Genomic DNA, 15,695 nt, shown 5'->3' with positions numbered 1-15,695 from the left:
GGATCCCTCCGGCTCAGGCGCCGACGGTGCCGGCGGCACCGGTGATGCCGGCAGTGGCGGCGGTAACGGCGGTAGCGGCGGTGGCATAGCGGTTGGCGGGGCGCGGGAGGCCGAGCAGCCCGCGCAGCGTCCGGGCCTCGTAGGAACGGCGGAAGGCGCCGCGGGCCTGGAGCTCGGGCACCAGACCGCGCGTGATCGCCGGCAGGTCGCGGCCGATGGTGGCGGGGCGCAGCCGGAAGCCGGTGAGTCCGGCCCGCCGCCGTTCCAGGAGCAGATCGGCCAGTTGCGACGGCGTTCCGGTGAACACCTCGGCGTCGCTCGTCCAGGTCTCACCCGCCAGGGCGTCGAGCCGGTCCCGGCGCGTCCGTGCGACCCCGGGCCGCTCGTCGAGGAAGACCACCAGGTCGCCGAAGACGTGCACGGTGTCGTCGTTCCGTCCCGCGGCCTCCTGCTCGGCGCGGACCGCGGCGACGACCGTGCGGGCCTCGTCGGCGTCGTGCGCGGTGACGTAGCCGACGTCCGCCGCACGGGCCACCAGCCGGTACGGCACGGCCGAGTCGGCGAGGGCGGTCACGACGGGCTGCCCCTGCGGCGGGCGCGGGGTGATCGAGGGGCCCTTCACGCTGAAGTGCCGGCCGTGGAAGTCGGCGTAGTGCAGCTTGTTCCGGTCGATGAACCGGCCGGTGGCCACCTCCCGGATCTCCGCGTCGTCCTCCCAGCTGTCCCACAGCCGGCGCACCACCTCGACGTAGTCGGCCGCCTCGTCGTACAACTCGGTCACCAGGTCCGGCACGTGCGGCCCACCCGGCTCCGCGGCGCCGAACGGCGGGAAGGAACGGCGCCCGAAGTGCGCCGCCTCGTCGGGCCGGGCCGACACCCGGACCCGTAGTCCGGCGCGGCCGGAGCTGACGTAGTCGAGGGTGGCTATCGCCTTCGAGAGGTGGAACGGCTCGGTGTGGGTGGCGACCGCGGTCGGTACCAGCCCGATGTGCGTGGTCAGCGGGGCGACCCGGGCCGCGACGAGAACCGCGTCCAGCCGGCCGCGCACCTGGTCGGTGCGGTCGTCAGGACCGGTGCGGCCGGCGGACTGGAGGGCGAGGGAGTCCTCGAACGTCACGAAGTCCAGCAGCCCGCGCTCGGCCTCGGCGACGGCGTCGGCCCAGTAGCCGGCGGTGAGCAGGTCCCGGGGGCGGGCCCCCGGCTCCCGCCAGGCGGCGGGGTGCCAGCCGGCGTCGTCGAGCGCTACGGCGAGATGCAACGGGTTCAGGGATGCGGACATGGCGTGGTTGCCTTCCTGATCGACCGGATGAGGACGCGCCGCCCCGGGGGCGCGAGCGTCAGCAGGGAGTCAGATCAGGGACAACAGAGGGAGCCGGCGATCCGTTGCAGATCGATGTGCTGCCGTCCGTAGAGATGGACGACGGGCCCGCGGGGGTCGAGAGTGCCGACGACGACGCGACCGGGTGCTGTCCGCATCGTCATCACCCCTCTCCGGTTCGAACGGCCGGTGGCCTCGTCACCTCATATCGACGCTATCCCGCGGGTATTGCCCGGCGCAATGCCCGCCGGCCGCCCCGCCCCGGTCTACCGCGAGACCTCGATCACGACCTTGCCCCGGGTGTGGCCCTCCTCCACGGCGCGCAGCGCCTGGCCGGCCTGCTCGAAGGGGAAGGTCCGGGTCACGAACGGGTCGAGGGCTCCCTCGGCGACCAACTCCGCCACGGCGTGCAGCACTTCGGTGTTCCGCTTCCTCGCCACCGTCGACCCGCCGAGCTTGACGACGTTCACCTTGTCGGGACCGCTGATCAGCGCCGCGGGGTCCGCCAGGAGCGCGGCGACCTCCTCCAGGGACGCGCCGCCGACCAGGTCGAAGACCGCGTCGACGCCTTCGGGCGCCGCCGCGCGCACCCGGTCCGCCACGCCGGATCCCGACGCGACGTGCACGACCCCGAGGGACTCGACGAACTCCTTCTTCGCCGCGCTCGCGGTGCCGACCACCCGCAGACCCCGGTGGGTGGCGATCTGCGCGGCGGCGCTGCCCACTCCGCCGCCGACACCGTTGATCAGGAGCGTCGAGCCGGCCGGCAGATCGAGCTGCTGCAGACCGTCGTACGCGGTCGCCACGGCGACGGGCAGCGTCGCGGCGTCGGCCCAGGACACCCCAGCGGGCTTGTGCGAGGTGCTGGCCACCGGCAGCAGCGTGTACTCGGCATACCCGCCGGTGAGGGGATTGCCGAACACGGCGTCCCCGACCGCGTACCCCTCGACGCCGTCGCCCACCTGCTCCACCACACCGGAGACCTCACCGCCCAGCACCGCGGGCAGCTCCACGGCCGGCGCGTTGGCCTGGACGTATCCCGTCCGGCGCTTCCAGTCGACCGGATTGACCCCGGCGGCCCGTACCGCCACCAGGAGTTGGCCGGCGCCGGGCACCGGCCGGGGCACGTCGGCGAAGGACTCGGTCTCGGGACCGCCGAACCGGGAGAACACATAGGCCTTGGGCATCGGTATCTCACACTTCTGGTCGAGGAGCTGGAGAGGGCCGGGGGACGAGCCGGACAGGACAAGACAAGCACTTGCACCACGCTGCTGGAGCCCTGACCCGGCGGTCACTCGGGGCGGCGTTGCGCGCTGTCCGGGACCCGGACGAAGGTGAAGAGCGTTCTGCGGCGCAGGGTGAAGCCGATCGACTCGTACAGCCGGACGGCGCCGGTGTTGGACTCCGCCGCATGCAGGAACGGGGTGTCCCCCCGCTCGCGGATACCGGCGGCGGCGTGGCGGATCAGCCGCGTCGCCAGCCCGGACCCGCGATGGTCCGGGTCGGTGCACACGGCGCTGATCTCCGTCCAGCCGGGGACCCGCAGCCGCTCCCCGGCCATCGCGACGAGCCGGCCGTCCCGGCGGACCCCGTAGTAGGCACCGAGTTCGATGGTGCGGGGCAGGAACGGGCCCGGCTGGGTGCGGGCGACGAGATCCAGCATCTCCGGAACGTCGGCGGGGCCCAGCCGCACCGCCTCCGGCTCGGCCTCGGCGCGCAGCGCGGTGTCGACGAGTTGCACTCCATAGCCGGAGTCGATGGTCTCCCAGTCCTCGGGGACGGCCACGGTTCCCGTGACGGCGATGGTGAGGCCCGGCTCCATCAGTTCGGCCAGGTCCTTCCAGCCGCGTGGATCCTCGGCGTCGGCGAGCGCCACGAACGGCGACACGTCGGACTGATAGCGGGCGGCGGCCCCGCGGATCTCGGCGAGGTGGCGGTGCGGGCCCGTCAGTGCGGCCCATGCCGGGTTGTCCAGGACGTGCGGCGGCGCGGCCGCGTCCTGATCCGAGGGGTGCGGGGGATGGAGACCTGTGGGCATGGTGGTGGGGACTCTCCGTTCTGGCACGGTGCTGCTTCTGCGGCTACGGGGCGGTTCGCGGGACGGTCGTCAGCCCGGAGTTCAGCCGCGACAGAGGGCGCTGCTGACCCGCTGCAGATCGATGTGCCGTCGCAGGAACGCCGAGGCCCGGCCGTGGCGTCGCCACGCGGCCATCCCCGGACCTGCGTACATACCGTTCACCATCGTCATTCTGCCCGTGCGGGCCTCGCGTCCGCCGGAGGGGCTCCGGCCGTAAGCTAGGCACGCCGAGCGGAGCGTGTCAATGAGACCCCCGCCGGGCAGGGGGCCACTGTGAAGACAGGGCCTAGGAGTCTTCGGGTTCCCGGGTGAAGCCGAGTGCGAGTTCGGTCAGCAGTCGGGCGCCGAAGCCCGTGCAGCCCCGGGGACGCCAGGACGAGGCGGTGTCGTTCTGGGCCGTGCCGGCGATGTCGATGTGCGCCCAGGCGCGCCCGGCGACGAACTCCTCGAGGAACAGGGCAGCGTGGATCGCCCCGCCGTTGGGCCCGCCGATGTTCTTGAGGTCGGCGACGTCCGAGTCCAGTTCACCGCGGTATCGCCGGGCCAGGGGCAGCTGCCAGACGGGCTCGTCGGTGCGCCGGGCCGCTTCCAGCACCTGGTCCACCAGCGGTTGCGCGTTGCCGAACACCGCGGCGATCTGCGGGCCGAGCGCCCGCAGGCTCGCGCCGGTGAGGGTGGCGATGTCGACGACGGCGTCGGTGGGCTCCTCGGTGGCCAGGACGAGGGCGTCCGCCATCACCAGCCGTCCCTCGGCGTCGGTGTTCAGCACCTCGACGGTCGTACCGCCGCGCAGGGTGAGCACATCGCCGAGCTTGGTCGCGGACCCCGAGGGCATGTTGTCCGTGCACATCAGATAGCCGGTCACGAAGGTGGGGCAGTGCAGTGCGGACAGCACCGACATGGCCGCCAGGATCGCTCCGGCACCGGACATGTCGTTCTTCATCGTGGCGTGCACCGCGTCGGCGGGCTTGAGGCTGATGCCGCCCGAGTCGTACGTGATGCCCTTGCCGACCAGCGCCAGCCGGGGCACCTCGGGGCCGGCGGCGGGGGGCCGATAGGTCAGCTTGATCATGCGGGCCGGTTCCGTGCTGCCCGCGTTGACCCCCAGCAGCCCGCCGCAGCCCAACTCCCGCAGTGCGTCCTGGTCGAAGACCTCGACGTCCAGACCGCTCAGGGCGCCGACGCGCGTCGCGCAGTCGGCCAGCCGGGTGGCGGTGAGCAGGTTCGGCGGGGAGTTGGCCAGATCCCTGGCCAGCAGGGTGGCCTTCGCCAGGAGCCCGCCGCGCCGCGCCCCGCGGTCGGCGGCGTCGGTGTCGTGCGCGGGCACCACGAGGGTCAGGCTCCGGACGGGGACGGTCCCGGTGTCGCTCTTGAGCGGCTCGAAGGCGTAGCGGGCCAGCAGCGTGCCCTCGACCAGTGCCTGCGCCGCGACCAGGCTGTCCACGCCCGCGCCGACCGGGGTGAGCAGCGTCAGCCGCGCGGAGCGCCCGGCGGCCAGGGCGAACGCGGCCGCCGCGTCGCGCAGCGAGGCGGGGTCGGCGGTCTGCGGGTCGCCGATGCCGTAGAGCACCACCGGCGTGCCCTGAGCGTGCGCGCACACCAGCGTCTGTCCGACGCGCCCGGTGAAACCGGCCGCCCCGGCCGCGGCCGGGGTCAGTCCCACGTCGGCGGGCAGTTCGCCGCCCTCGGCGACCGGCATCCCCCAGATGTCGTCCGGGCCGGCCCCTGGCCCGGATTCCTCCGCGGCCACGACGCCGATCTCGGGCATGTGGTCGAGGGAGGGAACGGGGTCGGAGGTGTCCGCACGCAAGGACATGGCGGGTCTGCCTTTCACGCCTGCGGTGTCGGCCGCGTGGTCGCGCCGTCCTGATGCGCGGATGCCACTGTGCGCACAGGGCGCGCGGCCCCGCGCCCGGCAACACGCCGTATTGAGCCGAACGGCCGACCCCGGGACCGCCGGACCGGGGGAGGCGCGCACGGTCCGGCGGACCGTACGGCGCCTTCCGCCGTCGTCACCGCGTGCCGGGCTCCGGCTCCAGCAGCGTGGCCAGCCCGTCGAGGATGCGTTCCAGTCCGAAGGCGAAACGGTCTTCCATGTTCGGCTCCGACAGCTCCGCGGCGAGGGCCACCAGGTTGGGGAACCGGTCGGCGGGGAGCTGCTGGAGGTGGTCGCGGGCGGCGTTGACGACCTCGGTCCTGGTGGCCTGCCCGACGGCCTCGGCGGCCGAGAGGGGGGACTGCTCCTGGAGCACGAAGCCCGCCACGTAGTTGCCGAGCAGATAGCTGGTCAGGGCGGCTTCCGCAGCGGGGAATCCGGCCTCCCGGAGCCGGTCCAGCTGGTCCTCCAGGATGACGAGGAGGCTCGGGCCGAGGTTGAAGCGTCCGGCGACGACTCTGGCGGCGTCGCGTTTGCCGAGCAGGTGCCGGCGGTGCAGATGGCAGTACGCGCGCAGCTGCTCGCGCCAGTCGCCCTCCCGCGGCGGGGGCTCGGCGTCGGCCACCAGGGCGTCGGCCAGCAGGTCCAGCAGCTGCTCCTTGTTGCGGACGTGCCAGTAGAGCGAGGGTGCCTGCACGCCGAGTTCGGCCGCCACCCTGCGCATGGAGAGGGCGTCGAGGCCGTCCCGCTCCAGCACCAGCAGGGCGGCCCCCACCAGCGCTTCCTGGGTGAGCGGCGGCTGCTGGCCGGGCGCCTTCGCGCGGTCTGTCCTCATCGGTCGACTCCTCGTGTCCGCCGATACCGCCGATAGCGCGGATATCCACTTGCCATCTAACACCGTTAGGGGCAATCTAACGGTGTTAGAGATCGACTAACACTGTTAGGGGACCCCATGGCGGAGCTCAGCTCCCGACACAAGTACCTGGTGCTCGCCACCCTGTGCGCCACGATGTTCATGGCCATGCTCGACAACGTCGTGGTGAACACCGCCCTGCCCCGGATCGGACAGGAACTCCATGCCGGGGTGAGCGGTCTGCAATGGGTCGTGGAGGGCTACAGCCTCGTCTTCGCCGCCCTGCTGCTCACCGGCGGCACCCTCGGCGACCGCTACGGGCGGCGGCGGACCTACCTCGCCGGCCTCGCCCTGTTCACCGCCGGCTCGGCGTTCGCCGCACTTTCCGGCACCACCGGACTGCTCATCGCGGCGCGCATGACGCAGGGACTGGGCGCCGCGCTGCTCACCCCGGGCAGCCTCTCGATCCTGCGGCACACCTTCGAGGACGAACGGGAACGCGCCCGCGCCATCGGCCTGTGGTCCGGCATCTCCGCCATCGGTCTCGCCCTGGGTCCGGTCATCGGCGGCCCGATGGTCGACGCCTTCGGCTGGGCCAGTGTCTTCTGGATCAACGTCCCCATCGGCGGGGCCGCACTGCTCCTGGGCAGCCGCGTACTGCCCGAGTACTTCACCCGCACCGCGCGGCTCGACCTGCCGGGACAACTGCTCGCCGCCGTCGGACTGGGCGGACTCGTCTACGCCCTCGTCGAGGGGCCGAGCCGCGGCTGGACCGACCCGGTCACACTGGGCGCCGCCGCGGCCGGGGCGGTGGCACTGCTGCTGTTCGGCGTCGTGGAACTGCGGACCGCCGACCCCATGATGGATCTGCGGTTCTTCGCGGACCGGGTCCTGGCCGGGGCGGCGCTGGCCGCGTTCACGGTCAGCTTCGGCATGTTCGGCGTCATGTTCTTCCTGCCGCTGTACATGCAGAACGTGCTGGGCTGGGCGCCCACCGGCTCAGGCGTCGCGGCGCTGCCGTGCACCGCCATGATCATGATCGCGTCACCGCTGTCCGGCAGACTCGCCCTGCGGTACGGGGTCCGGCCACCCCTCGTCGCCGGTCTGACGCTGTGTGCGGTGGCGCTCGCCGGGCTCTCCCTGTACGGATCCGGCGCCCGGTACCCGCAGTACCTCTGGGTGCTGCCGCTGATGGGCTTCGGCATGGGGCTGAGCTTCGCCCCCGCCTCCATCGCGGTACTGCGCCGCGTCGCGCCGTCCGCCGCGGGCATGGCGTCCGCGGCGCTCAACACCGTCCGCGAACTCGGCGGTGTCGTCGGCGTTGCCGTCCTGGGCGCGGTGCTGACCAGCCGGCTGGCCTCCGGCCTGACGCACCGTCTGGAGTCCGCAGGCACTCCGCCGCGGGCACGCCACGACATCGTCGCCTCGGTCACGGGCGACGGCGCGGGCGGACTCGTCCGCGGCTCGGGGCTGCCCCCGGCACTGCACCGCACGATGGACGCGTCCTTCGTGGACGCCCTCCATCTCGCGGTCCGCTGCGGGGCGGTGGTCATGGCCGTCACCGCCGTGGCCGTCTTCCTCCTGCTGCGCTCCCGGCCCGACCCGGTGTCCCCGGTGTCCGGACCGGTGCTGGAACAGTCCGGAGCCGCCCTCGGTGCGTAGGAGGCCGCCGAGACCGACCGTGGTCGTGGTGCCCCGCCCCCTCGGGGGCACTACGCCGGGCGCACCGGAAGGTAGCTGAGGATGATCATCCCGGTGCTGTGCACCTCGGTGCCGTTCAGGGTGAACCGGGTCTGCAGCGCGTCGCGGTACAGCAGTTGCTCGGAGGTGGCCTTGCCGGACAGGACGGGGTGGAGCCACACCCGGAACTCGTCCAGCAGGCCGTTCTCCAGCAGCAGCCGGGTCACCGAGCCGAAGCCGTACTGCAGGATGTTCCCGCCCGGCTCCTCCTTGAGCTTCCGCACCTCGGCGACCACGTCACCACTGATCACGCTGGTGTTCTCCCAGCCGGGGTCCTTCAGCGTGGACGACACGACGTGCTTCCGGATGCCGTTGATACGGTCGGCGAACTCATCGGCTCCCGCACGCGAGGACCACGCCGGCGCGAACCCGTCGTAGGTCTTGCGCCCCATGATCAGGGCGTCGCTGCCGAACAGCTGGGCGTGGGCGGCCTTGGTGGCTTCCGCACCGAAGAAATCCATGTGCCAGTCCTGCATGTTCGACATGTCGCCGTCGAGCGTCACATAGGTGGCGTTGATGATCTTTCGCATGGCGTTACTTCCTTCGTTGTCGCTCCGTGCGGCGCGTCTCATGGGGATGGACGCCGGCGAAGATCCGAACTCATCGCTGCCTCAAGGAAAATCCCGGCACCCGGTGCGGAGCCGTGGCTACGGTGAGCGGATGACGAACGCCTGGAGCACCACCGACGCCGGCGTTCTCCGGCTTCCCTCCGGACGCCTGGTGCGCGGTCGTGCCCTGCGCCGGCCGCTGCCGGCCGGACCGGTACCCGACTTCGCGGTCCATCTGCTCGGCAAGCGGCCGCCCGAGGTGCCGTGGGAAGCACGCTGGCTGCGCTGGCCGGACTTCCGGCTGCCGGGCGACGACGCGGAGGCCCGGTCCGTCCTCGCCGAGGCGCTGGCCCGGGCCGGCGGCGAACGCGTCGAGCTCGCCTGCGGCGGCGGCCGCGGACGCACCGGCACCGCCCTGGCGTGCCTCGCCGTCCTTGACGGAGTCCCGCCCGGCGAGGCGGTCGCCTACGTCCGCCGGCACTACGACGCCCACGCCGTGGAAACGCCCTGGCAACGCCGCTATGTGCGCCGCTTCGCGCCCGGACGTCCGTGACCGTGCCGACAGCACGCCCCCGGAGTCCGGGCCACCCGCGGTCTCAGGCCCCGACGGTCCCGTCGACACCCTCCCGCAGGAGGTCGGCATGGCCGTTGTGCCGGGCGTATTCGTGCATCATGTGCAGCATCACCAGCCGGAGCGAGACCTGTTCGTCGCCCTTGGGCTCGTGGACGGTCACATCGAGGGACGGCGCCTCCCGCTCGATCCGGCGTGAGTGCTCGACCTCCGCCTGCCAGGCGTCGAACGCCTCCGTCCGGGTGGCGGAGCTCGCGTCGTACGCGACCTGGAAGTCGCGCTCGTCCGACCAGACGAGCGCGATGTCCTCCCCGTTGATGATCCGGCGGAACCACGCGCGCTCCACCTCGGCCATGTGCCGCACCAGGCCGAGCAGGGAGAGCGTGGAGGGCGGCATCGACTGCCGGCGCAGCTCCTCGTCCGAGAGTCCGTCGCACTTCATGGCGAGCGTGGCGCGGTGGTAGTCGAGGAAGGCGCGCAGCATCTCGCGCTCATCCGCGACCGCGGGCGGGCCTATGCGTTCGGTGGTCATTCCACGTCCTCTTTCGACCGCGCCGAAGGTAGTGGGGGATCCGGGGCCGACGCGGTCGCGTGGCAGGCGCCGCGGCCGTCGGCGCGGGCCGTGATCCGGTTCGCCCGGATGCGGACGGCGACCTCGGTTCCATCGCTGACGGCGGGCACGCCGGCCGCCGCGGCGAGGGCGCCCGACTCGTCGAAGACCACCTGGAGGCGCGGCCAGGCCGACGGCGGAAAGGCCTGGCGCAGGCAGCCGCAGAGGTCCGCGACGGCCAGCCGCGCCAGCGGTGCCAACTCGTCGGGGTCCCCGGTGACCAGGACCGCGGTGACCGTCGCGCCGGGCGGCGCCGCCCGCACCGCCTCCTCCACCGCCTCGAGCCGGTGCAGCCCCAGGATCGCCACCACTCCGTCGTCCGTGAGCCGCGCGGGTCCGCCGTGCACCGCGTCGACGGTGGGCGGCGGGGACCACGGCTCGTCGGTCGGCCACGCCTGGGTGATCACGTGCGGCGGTGGCCACCAGCCGTTGAGATCGAGGCCCGCCAGCTGTGCGCAGGCACTGACGACGTTGAACGGTTCGACGAAACCGGGCGCGGCCGCGGCCATCTGGCCGGCGCCGTGCAGGGTCGTCAGGACGGCTTCCGCGACCCGCACCAGACTGCCGGCCGGCGCTCCCGGCGGCCGGAGGCCCTCCAGCGCCAGCCCGAGCAGCAGCGCGTCCAGTTTCATCAGCTGGGCGAACGGCCGCCGGATCCGCTCCTCGGCGAGGATCTCGGGCATCAGGTACATCCCGAGCCGGGCCGGGCCGTGCGGCTCGTCGGTGTCCGCGAGCGGGAGGCGCGCGACCCAGGCGCGGGCGAACGCGCCGAGCGCCTCGGGGGCGGTGTGCCCGGGCTCGGGGTGCGGCGGTCCTGGGGCGCGTTCTGCGAGGGCGGCCAGGACCGAGAAGTACAGCGCGCGCTTGCTGGGGAAGTTGGAGTAGACGGCGCCACGGGTCAGACCGGCGCGCCCGGCGATCCGGTCCACCTTGGCGTCCCGGAAACCGTGCTCGGCGAACTCGCCCCGGGCCGCGGTCAGTACCTTGGCGCGGTTGCGCTCCTGCAGCTCCACCCTGCTGGGCCGGCCCATCGCCCTCACTCTTGCCTTCGCGCTTCCGCGTTGCGTCCGTAGCGGCTCAAGATACCTTGACCATTCAAATGGTGACGTCATATGGTCACAGCATTCGAGTGGCCGTCCCGACTCCCGAGTCCTCGCCTCCAGGGCCGTTCGACCGGCACAACCGTTTGAGGAGACATTTCCGCGTGGCACGCATCGGTGATGGCGGTGACCTGCTGAAATGTACGTTCTGCGGGAAGACCCAGAAGCAGGTCGGCAAGCTCATCGCGGGACCTGCCGACATCTGCATCTGCGACGAGTGCGTCGAGCTCTGCAATGAACTCATCGTGGAGGAGACCGGCGCGCCCCCCGAGGCCGGCTCGCTCGAGCTGCCGACACCGCGCGAGATCCACACGTTCCTCGACAGCTACGTCATCGGGCAGGAGAGCGCCAAGAAGGCGCTGTCGGTGGCGGTCTACAACCACTACAAGCGGGTCCGTCCGCGGACCGGCGGGACCGGGCAGCGCGGTGCGAAGGACGAGCCCGTCGAGCTCGGCAAGTCCAACATCCTGCTGATAGGCCCGACCGGCTGCGGCAAGACGTATCTCGTCCAGACGCTGGCCCGGATGCTCGACGTCCCGTTCGCGATCGCGGACGCCACCGCCCTCACCGAGGCCGGTTACGTCGGGGAGGACGTCGAGAACATCCTGCTCAAGCTGATCCAGGCCGCCGACCAGGACGTCCGCAAGGCCGAGCGCGGCATCATCTACATCGATGAGATCGACAAGATCGCCCGGAAGAGCGACGGGCCGTCGATCACCCGGGACGTCTCCGGCGAGGGCGTCCAGCAGGCGCTGCTGAAGCTGCTGGAGGGCACGACCGCGAGCGTCCCGCCGCAGGGCGGCCGCAAGCAGCCCCGCCAGGAGTTCATCCCGTTCGACACGAGCAATGTGCTGTTCATCGTCGGGGGCGCCTTCGCCGGGCTGGAGCGGATCATCGAACAGCGCGCCAGCCGCTCGGGCATCGGATTCGGCGCCGAGGTGCGCAGCACGGAGGAGCGGCGGAAGCGGGCCGAGGACGCCTTCGCCGACGTCATGCCCGCGGACCTGGTGCAGTTCGGGCTCATTCCGGAGATCGTCGGCCGGCTGCCCATGGTGTCGACCGTGCAGCCGCTGGACGTGGCGGCGCTGACACGGATCCTGACCGAGCCCCGCAACGCGCTCATCAAGCAGTACCAGAAGCTCTTCGAGCTCGACGGCGTCGAGCTCGAGTTCACCGAGGACGCCGTCGCCGCCGTCGCGGAGCAGGCCCTGCTGCGCCGCACCGGCGCCCGGGCGGCCCGCACGATCCTCGAAGAGGTCCTGCTCAACGTGATGTACGAGGTGCCGAGCCGGAACGACGTGGCCCGCGTCGTCGTCGACCGCGACACGGTGCTCGACAACGTCAACCCGACCCTGATCCCGCGCGATCGCCCCGGCCCCGCCCCGGAACCCGGTGAACGGACCGCCTGAGCCGGCTCGCGGGCCGGGCCCGGGGGAGCGCGGCTGACTACGCTGGGGGCGGTGTTCACCTCCGAAGGACCCACGTTCCGCGAACTGACCGTGCAGGCGCTCTCGTCGATCGAGCGCGGCTACGACCTGCTGGCGCCGAAGTTCGACCACACCCCCTTCCGCACCCCCGACCGCTTCCTGGACGCGGTCACCGGCGCGCTGCGCCCGCTCGGGCCGTTCGGGACGGGGCTCGACGTCTGCTGCGGCACGGGCGCCGGGGTCGGGGTGCTGCGGGAGCTGTGCGAGGAGCGCGTCACCGGAGTCGACTTCAGCACCGGGATGCTGGCCGCCGCCGCGGCGGCCGTCCCGGCGGAGGGCAAGCCCGCGGTGGACTGGGTGCGGGCGGACGTGCGGGCGCTGCCGTTCACGGCGGTGTTCGATCTGGCCGTGAGCTTCGGGGCGTTCGGGCACTTCCTGCCCGCCGAGCGGCCGGGTCTGTTCGCCGGGATCCACCGCTCGTTGCGGCCCGGCGGGGTGTTCGCCTTCCCGCTCGGCGCGCCGCTGCCGGTCCGCTCCCCGCTGTACTGGGCGCTGTACGGCTTCGACGCGGTCATGCGGGTGCGCAACGCCCTGTGGCGTCCGCCGTTCGTCATGTACTACCGGACCTTCCCGCTGCGGGGAGTGCGGGACGATCTGCTCCGGTCCGGGTTCACCGTGGAACTGCTGCCGCTGGAGGAGTTCGGCCGCCGACCGGACGGCAGCCCGCACTGCCGGCTGGTGGTGGCCCGGCGTACCTGAGCACGTCCGAACGGCGAATCCTCGCCGGTGGATATGAGGAAAGTGTCAGGATGCGGGAAACATCTCACGGCGACTTTCCTGAACACCAGTGCGCTTAACATCCCAGGGGTGTGCGCACATATTCTGGTCGCGGAAGACGACGAAATGCAGGCGGAGCTGGTACGCCGGTGCGTGGAGGCGCACGGCCACACCGCGACCGTCGTCCATGACGGCCGGTCCGCCGTCGACGAGGTGCTGCGCAGCCGGCCCGACCTGCTCGTCCTGGACTGGATGCTGCCGGAGATCGACGGCCTGGGCGTGTGCAGAATCCTCCGGCCCGGCAGCGATCTGCCGGTGCTGATGCTCACCGCCCGCTCGCACGAGGACGATCTGCTGCTCGGCCTGGAGCTGGGCGCGGACGACTACATGACCAAGCCCTACAGCCCCCGGGAGCTGATGGCCCGCATCCACGCCCTGCTGCGACGCGTCCAGCGGCCCCCGGTGGCAGCCGACGGAGTGCTCTGGGTCGACACCCTGGCGGTGGACCCCGCCCGGCGGGCGGTGAGCTGCGCGGGGGAGCCGGTGGTCTGCACACCGGGGGAGTTCGAGATCCTGCTGGCGCTGGCGGCCGAACCGGACCGGGTCTTCACCCGCGGTCAGCTGCTGGAGTGCGTCCGGGGGTACGAGCGCGCCATCTCCGAGCGCGCCATCGACGTCCACATCCTCAACCTGCGCAAGAAGATCGAGATCGACCCGCGCAAGCCGGTGCGCCTGGTGACCGTGTTCGGCGTCGGATACAAACTCACCGGCGGCCGCCGTGCCCCGTAACGTTCCGCTGCGCAAGAGCCTGCTGGCCCGGCTGCTGGTCACCTCGATGCTGATCGCCGTCTGCTCGATCGTCGCCACCGCGTGGCTCGCGGTGCAGACCACCACCCGGGCCATCCAGCAGGAGCAGGGCCAGATACTGTCCGACGACGCGATGATCCACGACACGCTGACCGGCTACGCCGCCGGGCACCGGGCATGGGACGGCGTCCAGCCGACGATCGACCGGCTGGCCCGGGCGACCGGCCGCCGCGTCGCGCTCACCGACCAGGACCGCCATGTGCTCGCCGATTCCGCGCCGAAGGGCCCTGAACTGCCGCCGCGGGCCTTCGCCGTCATCGACGCCCTGCGGACCGACACCCCGCTCCAGGGGCAGAGCGGAACGCAGCCGGTGTCCCGGATCGATCCGCGCGCCGTCGGCCCGTACCGGCTGCCCGCCGCCGAGCACGCGCTGCTGACGCAGTTCGCCGGCAAGGTGCTGACGTGTCTGCGCGACGAGGGGTGGGTGGGGAAGGTGGCCGACAGCCCCAGCGGCCGGCCCACCGTGCAGGTGTCCCGCGACGGCCAGACGAAGCTCGACGAATACGCCTACGACGACTGCGGTCTGGCGGGGCTGAGCCGGCCCACCGCCACCGAACAGCGCGCCCTGACCGGACTCGACACCCTGGTGAACGCCTGTCTGGCCCGCCAGGGATCCACCGTCGCGGGATATGTGACCCTGTCGTCCGACTTCACCTGGGGCAAGGGCTTCAAGGAACCGTCGGACTACCAGGTGCTGCAGGACTGCATCGACGCCAGCCGCCGGGAGCAACTGCGCACCTTCGTCGCCCCGGCCGCCCAGCTCTTCGTCAGCGACACCGGCGCCGGCGCCGGCCGGCCGCGCTTCGACCTGTCCCGGGCCAACACCACCCGCATCGCCGGCGTGACCGGACTCGTGCTGCTCCTCACCGTCATCGTGACGGCCCTGATCGCCACCCGGCTGGTCCGGCCGCTGCGCGCCCTGACCGACGCCGCGCAGGAGCCCATAGAACGGCACACCCGCGTCCCGGTCACCACCAGCGACGAGACCGGATTCCTCGCCGCGGCCTTCAACGACCTGTCCGAACGCCGGGAACGCACCGAGACCCAGCGCAAGGCCATGGTCAGTGACATCGCCCATGAACTGCGGACCCCGCTGACCAACATCCGCGGCTGGCTGGAGGTCGCCAAGGACGGCATCGTCGTGCCCGACCAGCGGCTGCTGTCGTCGCTCCACGACGAGGCGCTGCTCCTGCAGCACATCATCGACGACCTGCAGGACCTCGCGTCCGCCGATGCCGGCACCCTGCGGCTGCACCCCGAACCGGTGCGGCTGGGCGACCTCCTGCAGCAGGTCACCGACGCGAACCGCGCCCACGCACAGGTCGCCGGGGTGAGCATCGCCGGCTCCGTGGAGGGGGATCCGCAGCTGAGCGCCGACCCCGTCCGGCTGCGCCAGGCCCTCGGCAACCTGGTCTCCAACGCGCTGCGGCACACCCCGGCCGGCGGGAGCGTCTCCCTGCACGCCCACCGGACCGGCGAGATGGTCACCATCGACGTCACCGACACCGGTTCGGGGATCGCGCCGGCGGACCTGGCCAACATCTTCGACCGCTTCTGGCGGGTGGAGAAGTCCCGCAGCCGCCGCACCGGCGGCAGCGGACTGGGGCTGGCCATCGTCCGCCAGCTCGCGCAGGCCCATGGCGGCACCGTGACCGCGCGCAGCGTTCCCGGCGAGTCCACCGTCTTCACTCTGCGACTGCCCTCGCACCCTGTCATGGAAGCAGCGGACGGAGTGGCCGGCGGTCCGGCGTCAGCGGGACGGGTACCTGGCGACGCCGCCGTCCCACGCCGCCGTTTCGGGCGCGACCGCTCTCGTGACCGTCGCCGCGCTCACTGAACGGGCGGGTGCGCCGGCTGCGTCAGCCGCTCCCGGTACGGCAGCGGTGTCGGGTACATCAGCCGCGTCAGCCGTGTCGGGTGCCAGGACCACC

General features: G+C 72.3%; 16 protein-coding genes. 6 read left to right on the top strand and 10 right to left on the bottom strand.

Features of this window, described 5'->3' with window-relative positions; translation table 11 throughout:
• Window positions 1–13: 13 nt before the first annotated feature.
• The 7 genes from LNW72_RS04530 to LNW72_RS04510 form a co-directional block, all read right to left on the bottom strand.
• Window positions 14–1,279 (bottom strand): LLM class flavin-dependent oxidoreductase, encoded by a 1,266-nt coding sequence (locus LNW72_RS04530; RefSeq protein WP_250974157.1) that lies wholly within the window; start codon window positions 1,277–1,279, stop codon window positions 14–16.
• A 74-nt stretch (window positions 1,280–1,353) separates the two neighbouring features.
• Window positions 1,354–1,482, bottom strand: coding sequence for a putative leader peptide (locus tag LNW72_RS41080; RefSeq protein ID WP_285369270.1), 129 nt, complete (start codon window positions 1,480–1,482; stop codon window positions 1,354–1,356).
• Window positions 1,483–1,584: 102 nt separating this feature from the next.
• Window positions 1,585–2,505 (bottom strand): NADP-dependent oxidoreductase, encoded by a 921-nt coding sequence (locus LNW72_RS04525; RefSeq protein ID WP_250974156.1) that lies wholly within the window; start codon window positions 2,503–2,505, stop codon window positions 1,585–1,587.
• Window positions 2,506–2,609: 104 nt separating this feature from the next.
• The gene (locus tag LNW72_RS04520; protein ID WP_250974155.1) at window positions 2,610–3,356 is read right to left on the bottom strand and encodes a GNAT family N-acetyltransferase; all 747 of its coding nucleotides are present in this window, start codon (window positions 3,354–3,356) and stop codon (window positions 2,610–2,612) included.
• 81 nt (window positions 3,357–3,437) lie between these two features.
• Window positions 3,438–3,530, bottom strand: a complete 93-nt coding sequence (locus tag LNW72_RS42040) for a putative leader peptide (RefSeq protein WP_374117399.1) — start codon at window positions 3,528–3,530, stop codon at window positions 3,438–3,440.
• A 151-nt stretch (window positions 3,531–3,681) separates the two neighbouring features.
• Window positions 3,682–5,211, bottom strand: coding sequence for a leucyl aminopeptidase (locus LNW72_RS04515; protein ID WP_250974154.1), 1,530 nt, complete (start codon window positions 5,209–5,211; stop codon window positions 3,682–3,684).
• A gap of 196 nt (window positions 5,212–5,407) precedes the next feature.
• Window positions 5,408–6,106, bottom strand: coding sequence for a TetR/AcrR family transcriptional regulator (locus LNW72_RS04510; protein ID WP_250974153.1), 699 nt, complete (start codon window positions 6,104–6,106; stop codon window positions 5,408–5,410).
• A gap of 117 nt (window positions 6,107–6,223) precedes the next feature.
• On the opposite strand from LNW72_RS04510, the gene LNW72_RS04505 reads away from it, so the two are divergent.
• Entirely contained in the window at window positions 6,224–7,786 is a 1,563-nt protein-coding gene (locus LNW72_RS04505; protein WP_250974152.1) for an MFS transporter, read from the top strand.
• A gap of 50 nt (window positions 7,787–7,836) precedes the next feature.
• Here the strand turns inward: LNW72_RS04505 and LNW72_RS04500 are convergent, their stop codons facing one another.
• Window positions 7,837–8,394 carry a dihydrofolate reductase family protein gene (locus LNW72_RS04500; protein ID WP_250974151.1) on the bottom strand — a complete coding sequence of 186 codons (558 nt, stop codon included), beginning with the start codon at window positions 8,392–8,394 and terminating at the stop codon, window positions 7,837–7,839.
• Window positions 8,395–8,524: 130 nt separating this feature from the next.
• Between LNW72_RS04500 and LNW72_RS04495 the strand changes: the two genes are divergently transcribed.
• Window positions 8,525–8,965 (top strand): protein phosphatase, encoded by a 441-nt coding sequence (locus tag LNW72_RS04495; RefSeq protein ID WP_250974150.1) that lies wholly within the window; start codon window positions 8,525–8,527, stop codon window positions 8,963–8,965.
• Between the two features lie 43 nt (window positions 8,966–9,008).
• Here the strand turns inward: LNW72_RS04495 and LNW72_RS04490 are convergent, their stop codons facing one another.
• On the bottom strand, window positions 9,009–9,515 hold the full coding sequence (locus tag LNW72_RS04490; RefSeq protein ID WP_250974149.1) for a DinB family protein: 507 nt from the start codon (window positions 9,513–9,515) through the stop codon (window positions 9,009–9,011).
• Entirely contained in the window at window positions 9,512–10,624 is a 1,113-nt protein-coding gene (locus tag LNW72_RS04485; RefSeq protein ID WP_250974148.1) for a TetR/AcrR family transcriptional regulator, read from the bottom strand. The genes LNW72_RS04490 and LNW72_RS04485 overlap by 4 nt, the downstream gene beginning before the upstream one ends.
• Before the next feature lie 173 nt (window positions 10,625–10,797).
• On the opposite strand from LNW72_RS04485, the gene clpX reads away from it, so the two are divergent.
• The 4 genes from clpX to LNW72_RS04465 all read left to right on the top strand — a co-directional run bounded on the left by clpX (window position 10,798) and on the right by LNW72_RS04465 (window position 15,601).
• Complete coding sequence (gene clpX / locus LNW72_RS04480) at window positions 10,798–12,102, top strand: ATP-dependent Clp protease ATP-binding subunit ClpX (RefSeq protein ID WP_250974147.1); 1,305 nt, start codon at window positions 10,798–10,800, stop codon at window positions 12,100–12,102.
• 51 nt (window positions 12,103–12,153) lie between these two features.
• Window positions 12,154–12,879: a class I SAM-dependent methyltransferase gene (locus LNW72_RS04475; protein WP_250974146.1), complete on the top strand. Its 726-nt coding sequence runs from the start codon at window positions 12,154–12,156 to the stop codon at window positions 12,877–12,879.
• A gap of 108 nt (window positions 12,880–12,987) precedes the next feature.
• Window positions 12,988–13,686 (top strand): response regulator transcription factor, encoded by a 699-nt coding sequence (locus LNW72_RS04470; protein ID WP_250974145.1) that lies wholly within the window; start codon window positions 12,988–12,990, stop codon window positions 13,684–13,686.
• A complete protein-coding gene (locus LNW72_RS04465) occupies window positions 13,676–15,601 on the top strand; it encodes a HAMP domain-containing sensor histidine kinase (RefSeq protein WP_250974144.1) in 1,926 nt (641 codons plus the stop codon). The genes LNW72_RS04470 and LNW72_RS04465 overlap by 11 nt, the downstream gene beginning before the upstream one ends.
• Window positions 15,602–15,695: the final 94 nt, after the last annotated feature.

This window comes from Streptomyces sp. RKAG293 (assembly GCF_023701745.1).
Classification (GTDB): Bacteria; Actinomycetota; Actinomycetes; order Streptomycetales; family Streptomycetaceae; genus Actinacidiphila.
Note: the sequence above shows the minus strand (reverse complement) of the source record. Positions and strands in the feature narration are given on the sequence as shown.

Excerpts from the sequence above, each read along its gene's own strand:
- LNW72_RS41080 (WP_285369270.1), bottom strand. The coding sequence starts at position 1,482 with ATGACGATGCGGACAGCACCCGGTCGCGTCGTCGTCGGCACTCTCGAC.
- LNW72_RS04500 (WP_250974151.1), bottom strand. The coding sequence starts at position 8,394 with ATGCGAAAGATCATCAACGCCACCTATGTGACGCTCGACGGCGACATG.
- LNW72_RS42040 (WP_374117399.1), bottom strand. The coding sequence starts at position 3,530 with ATGGCCGCGTGGCGACGCCACGGCCGGGCCTCGGCGTTCCTGCGACGG.
- LNW72_RS04530 (WP_250974157.1), bottom strand. The coding sequence starts at position 1,279 with ATGTCCGCATCCCTGAACCCGTTGCATCTCGCCGTAGCGCTCGACGAC.
- LNW72_RS04505 (WP_250974152.1), top strand. The coding sequence starts at position 6,224 with ATGGCGGAGCTCAGCTCCCGACACAAGTACCTGGTGCTCGCCACCCTG.
- LNW72_RS04510 (WP_250974153.1), bottom strand. The coding sequence starts at position 6,106 with ATGAGGACAGACCGCGCGAAGGCGCCCGGCCAGCAGCCGCCGCTCACC.
- LNW72_RS04490 (WP_250974149.1), bottom strand. The coding sequence starts at position 9,515 with ATGACCACCGAACGCATAGGCCCGCCCGCGGTCGCGGATGAGCGCGAG.
- LNW72_RS04485 (WP_250974148.1), bottom strand. The coding sequence starts at position 10,624 with ATGGGCCGGCCCAGCAGGGTGGAGCTGCAGGAGCGCAACCGCGCCAAG.
- LNW72_RS04495 (WP_250974150.1), top strand. The coding sequence starts at position 8,525 with ATGACGAACGCCTGGAGCACCACCGACGCCGGCGTTCTCCGGCTTCCC.
- LNW72_RS04515 (WP_250974154.1), bottom strand. The coding sequence starts at position 5,211 with ATGTCCTTGCGTGCGGACACCTCCGACCCCGTTCCCTCCCTCGACCAC.
- LNW72_RS04525 (WP_250974156.1), bottom strand. The coding sequence starts at position 2,505 with ATGCCCAAGGCCTATGTGTTCTCCCGGTTCGGCGGTCCCGAGACCGAG.
- LNW72_RS04520 (WP_250974155.1), bottom strand. The coding sequence starts at position 3,356 with ATGCCCACAGGTCTCCATCCCCCGCACCCCTCGGATCAGGACGCGGCC.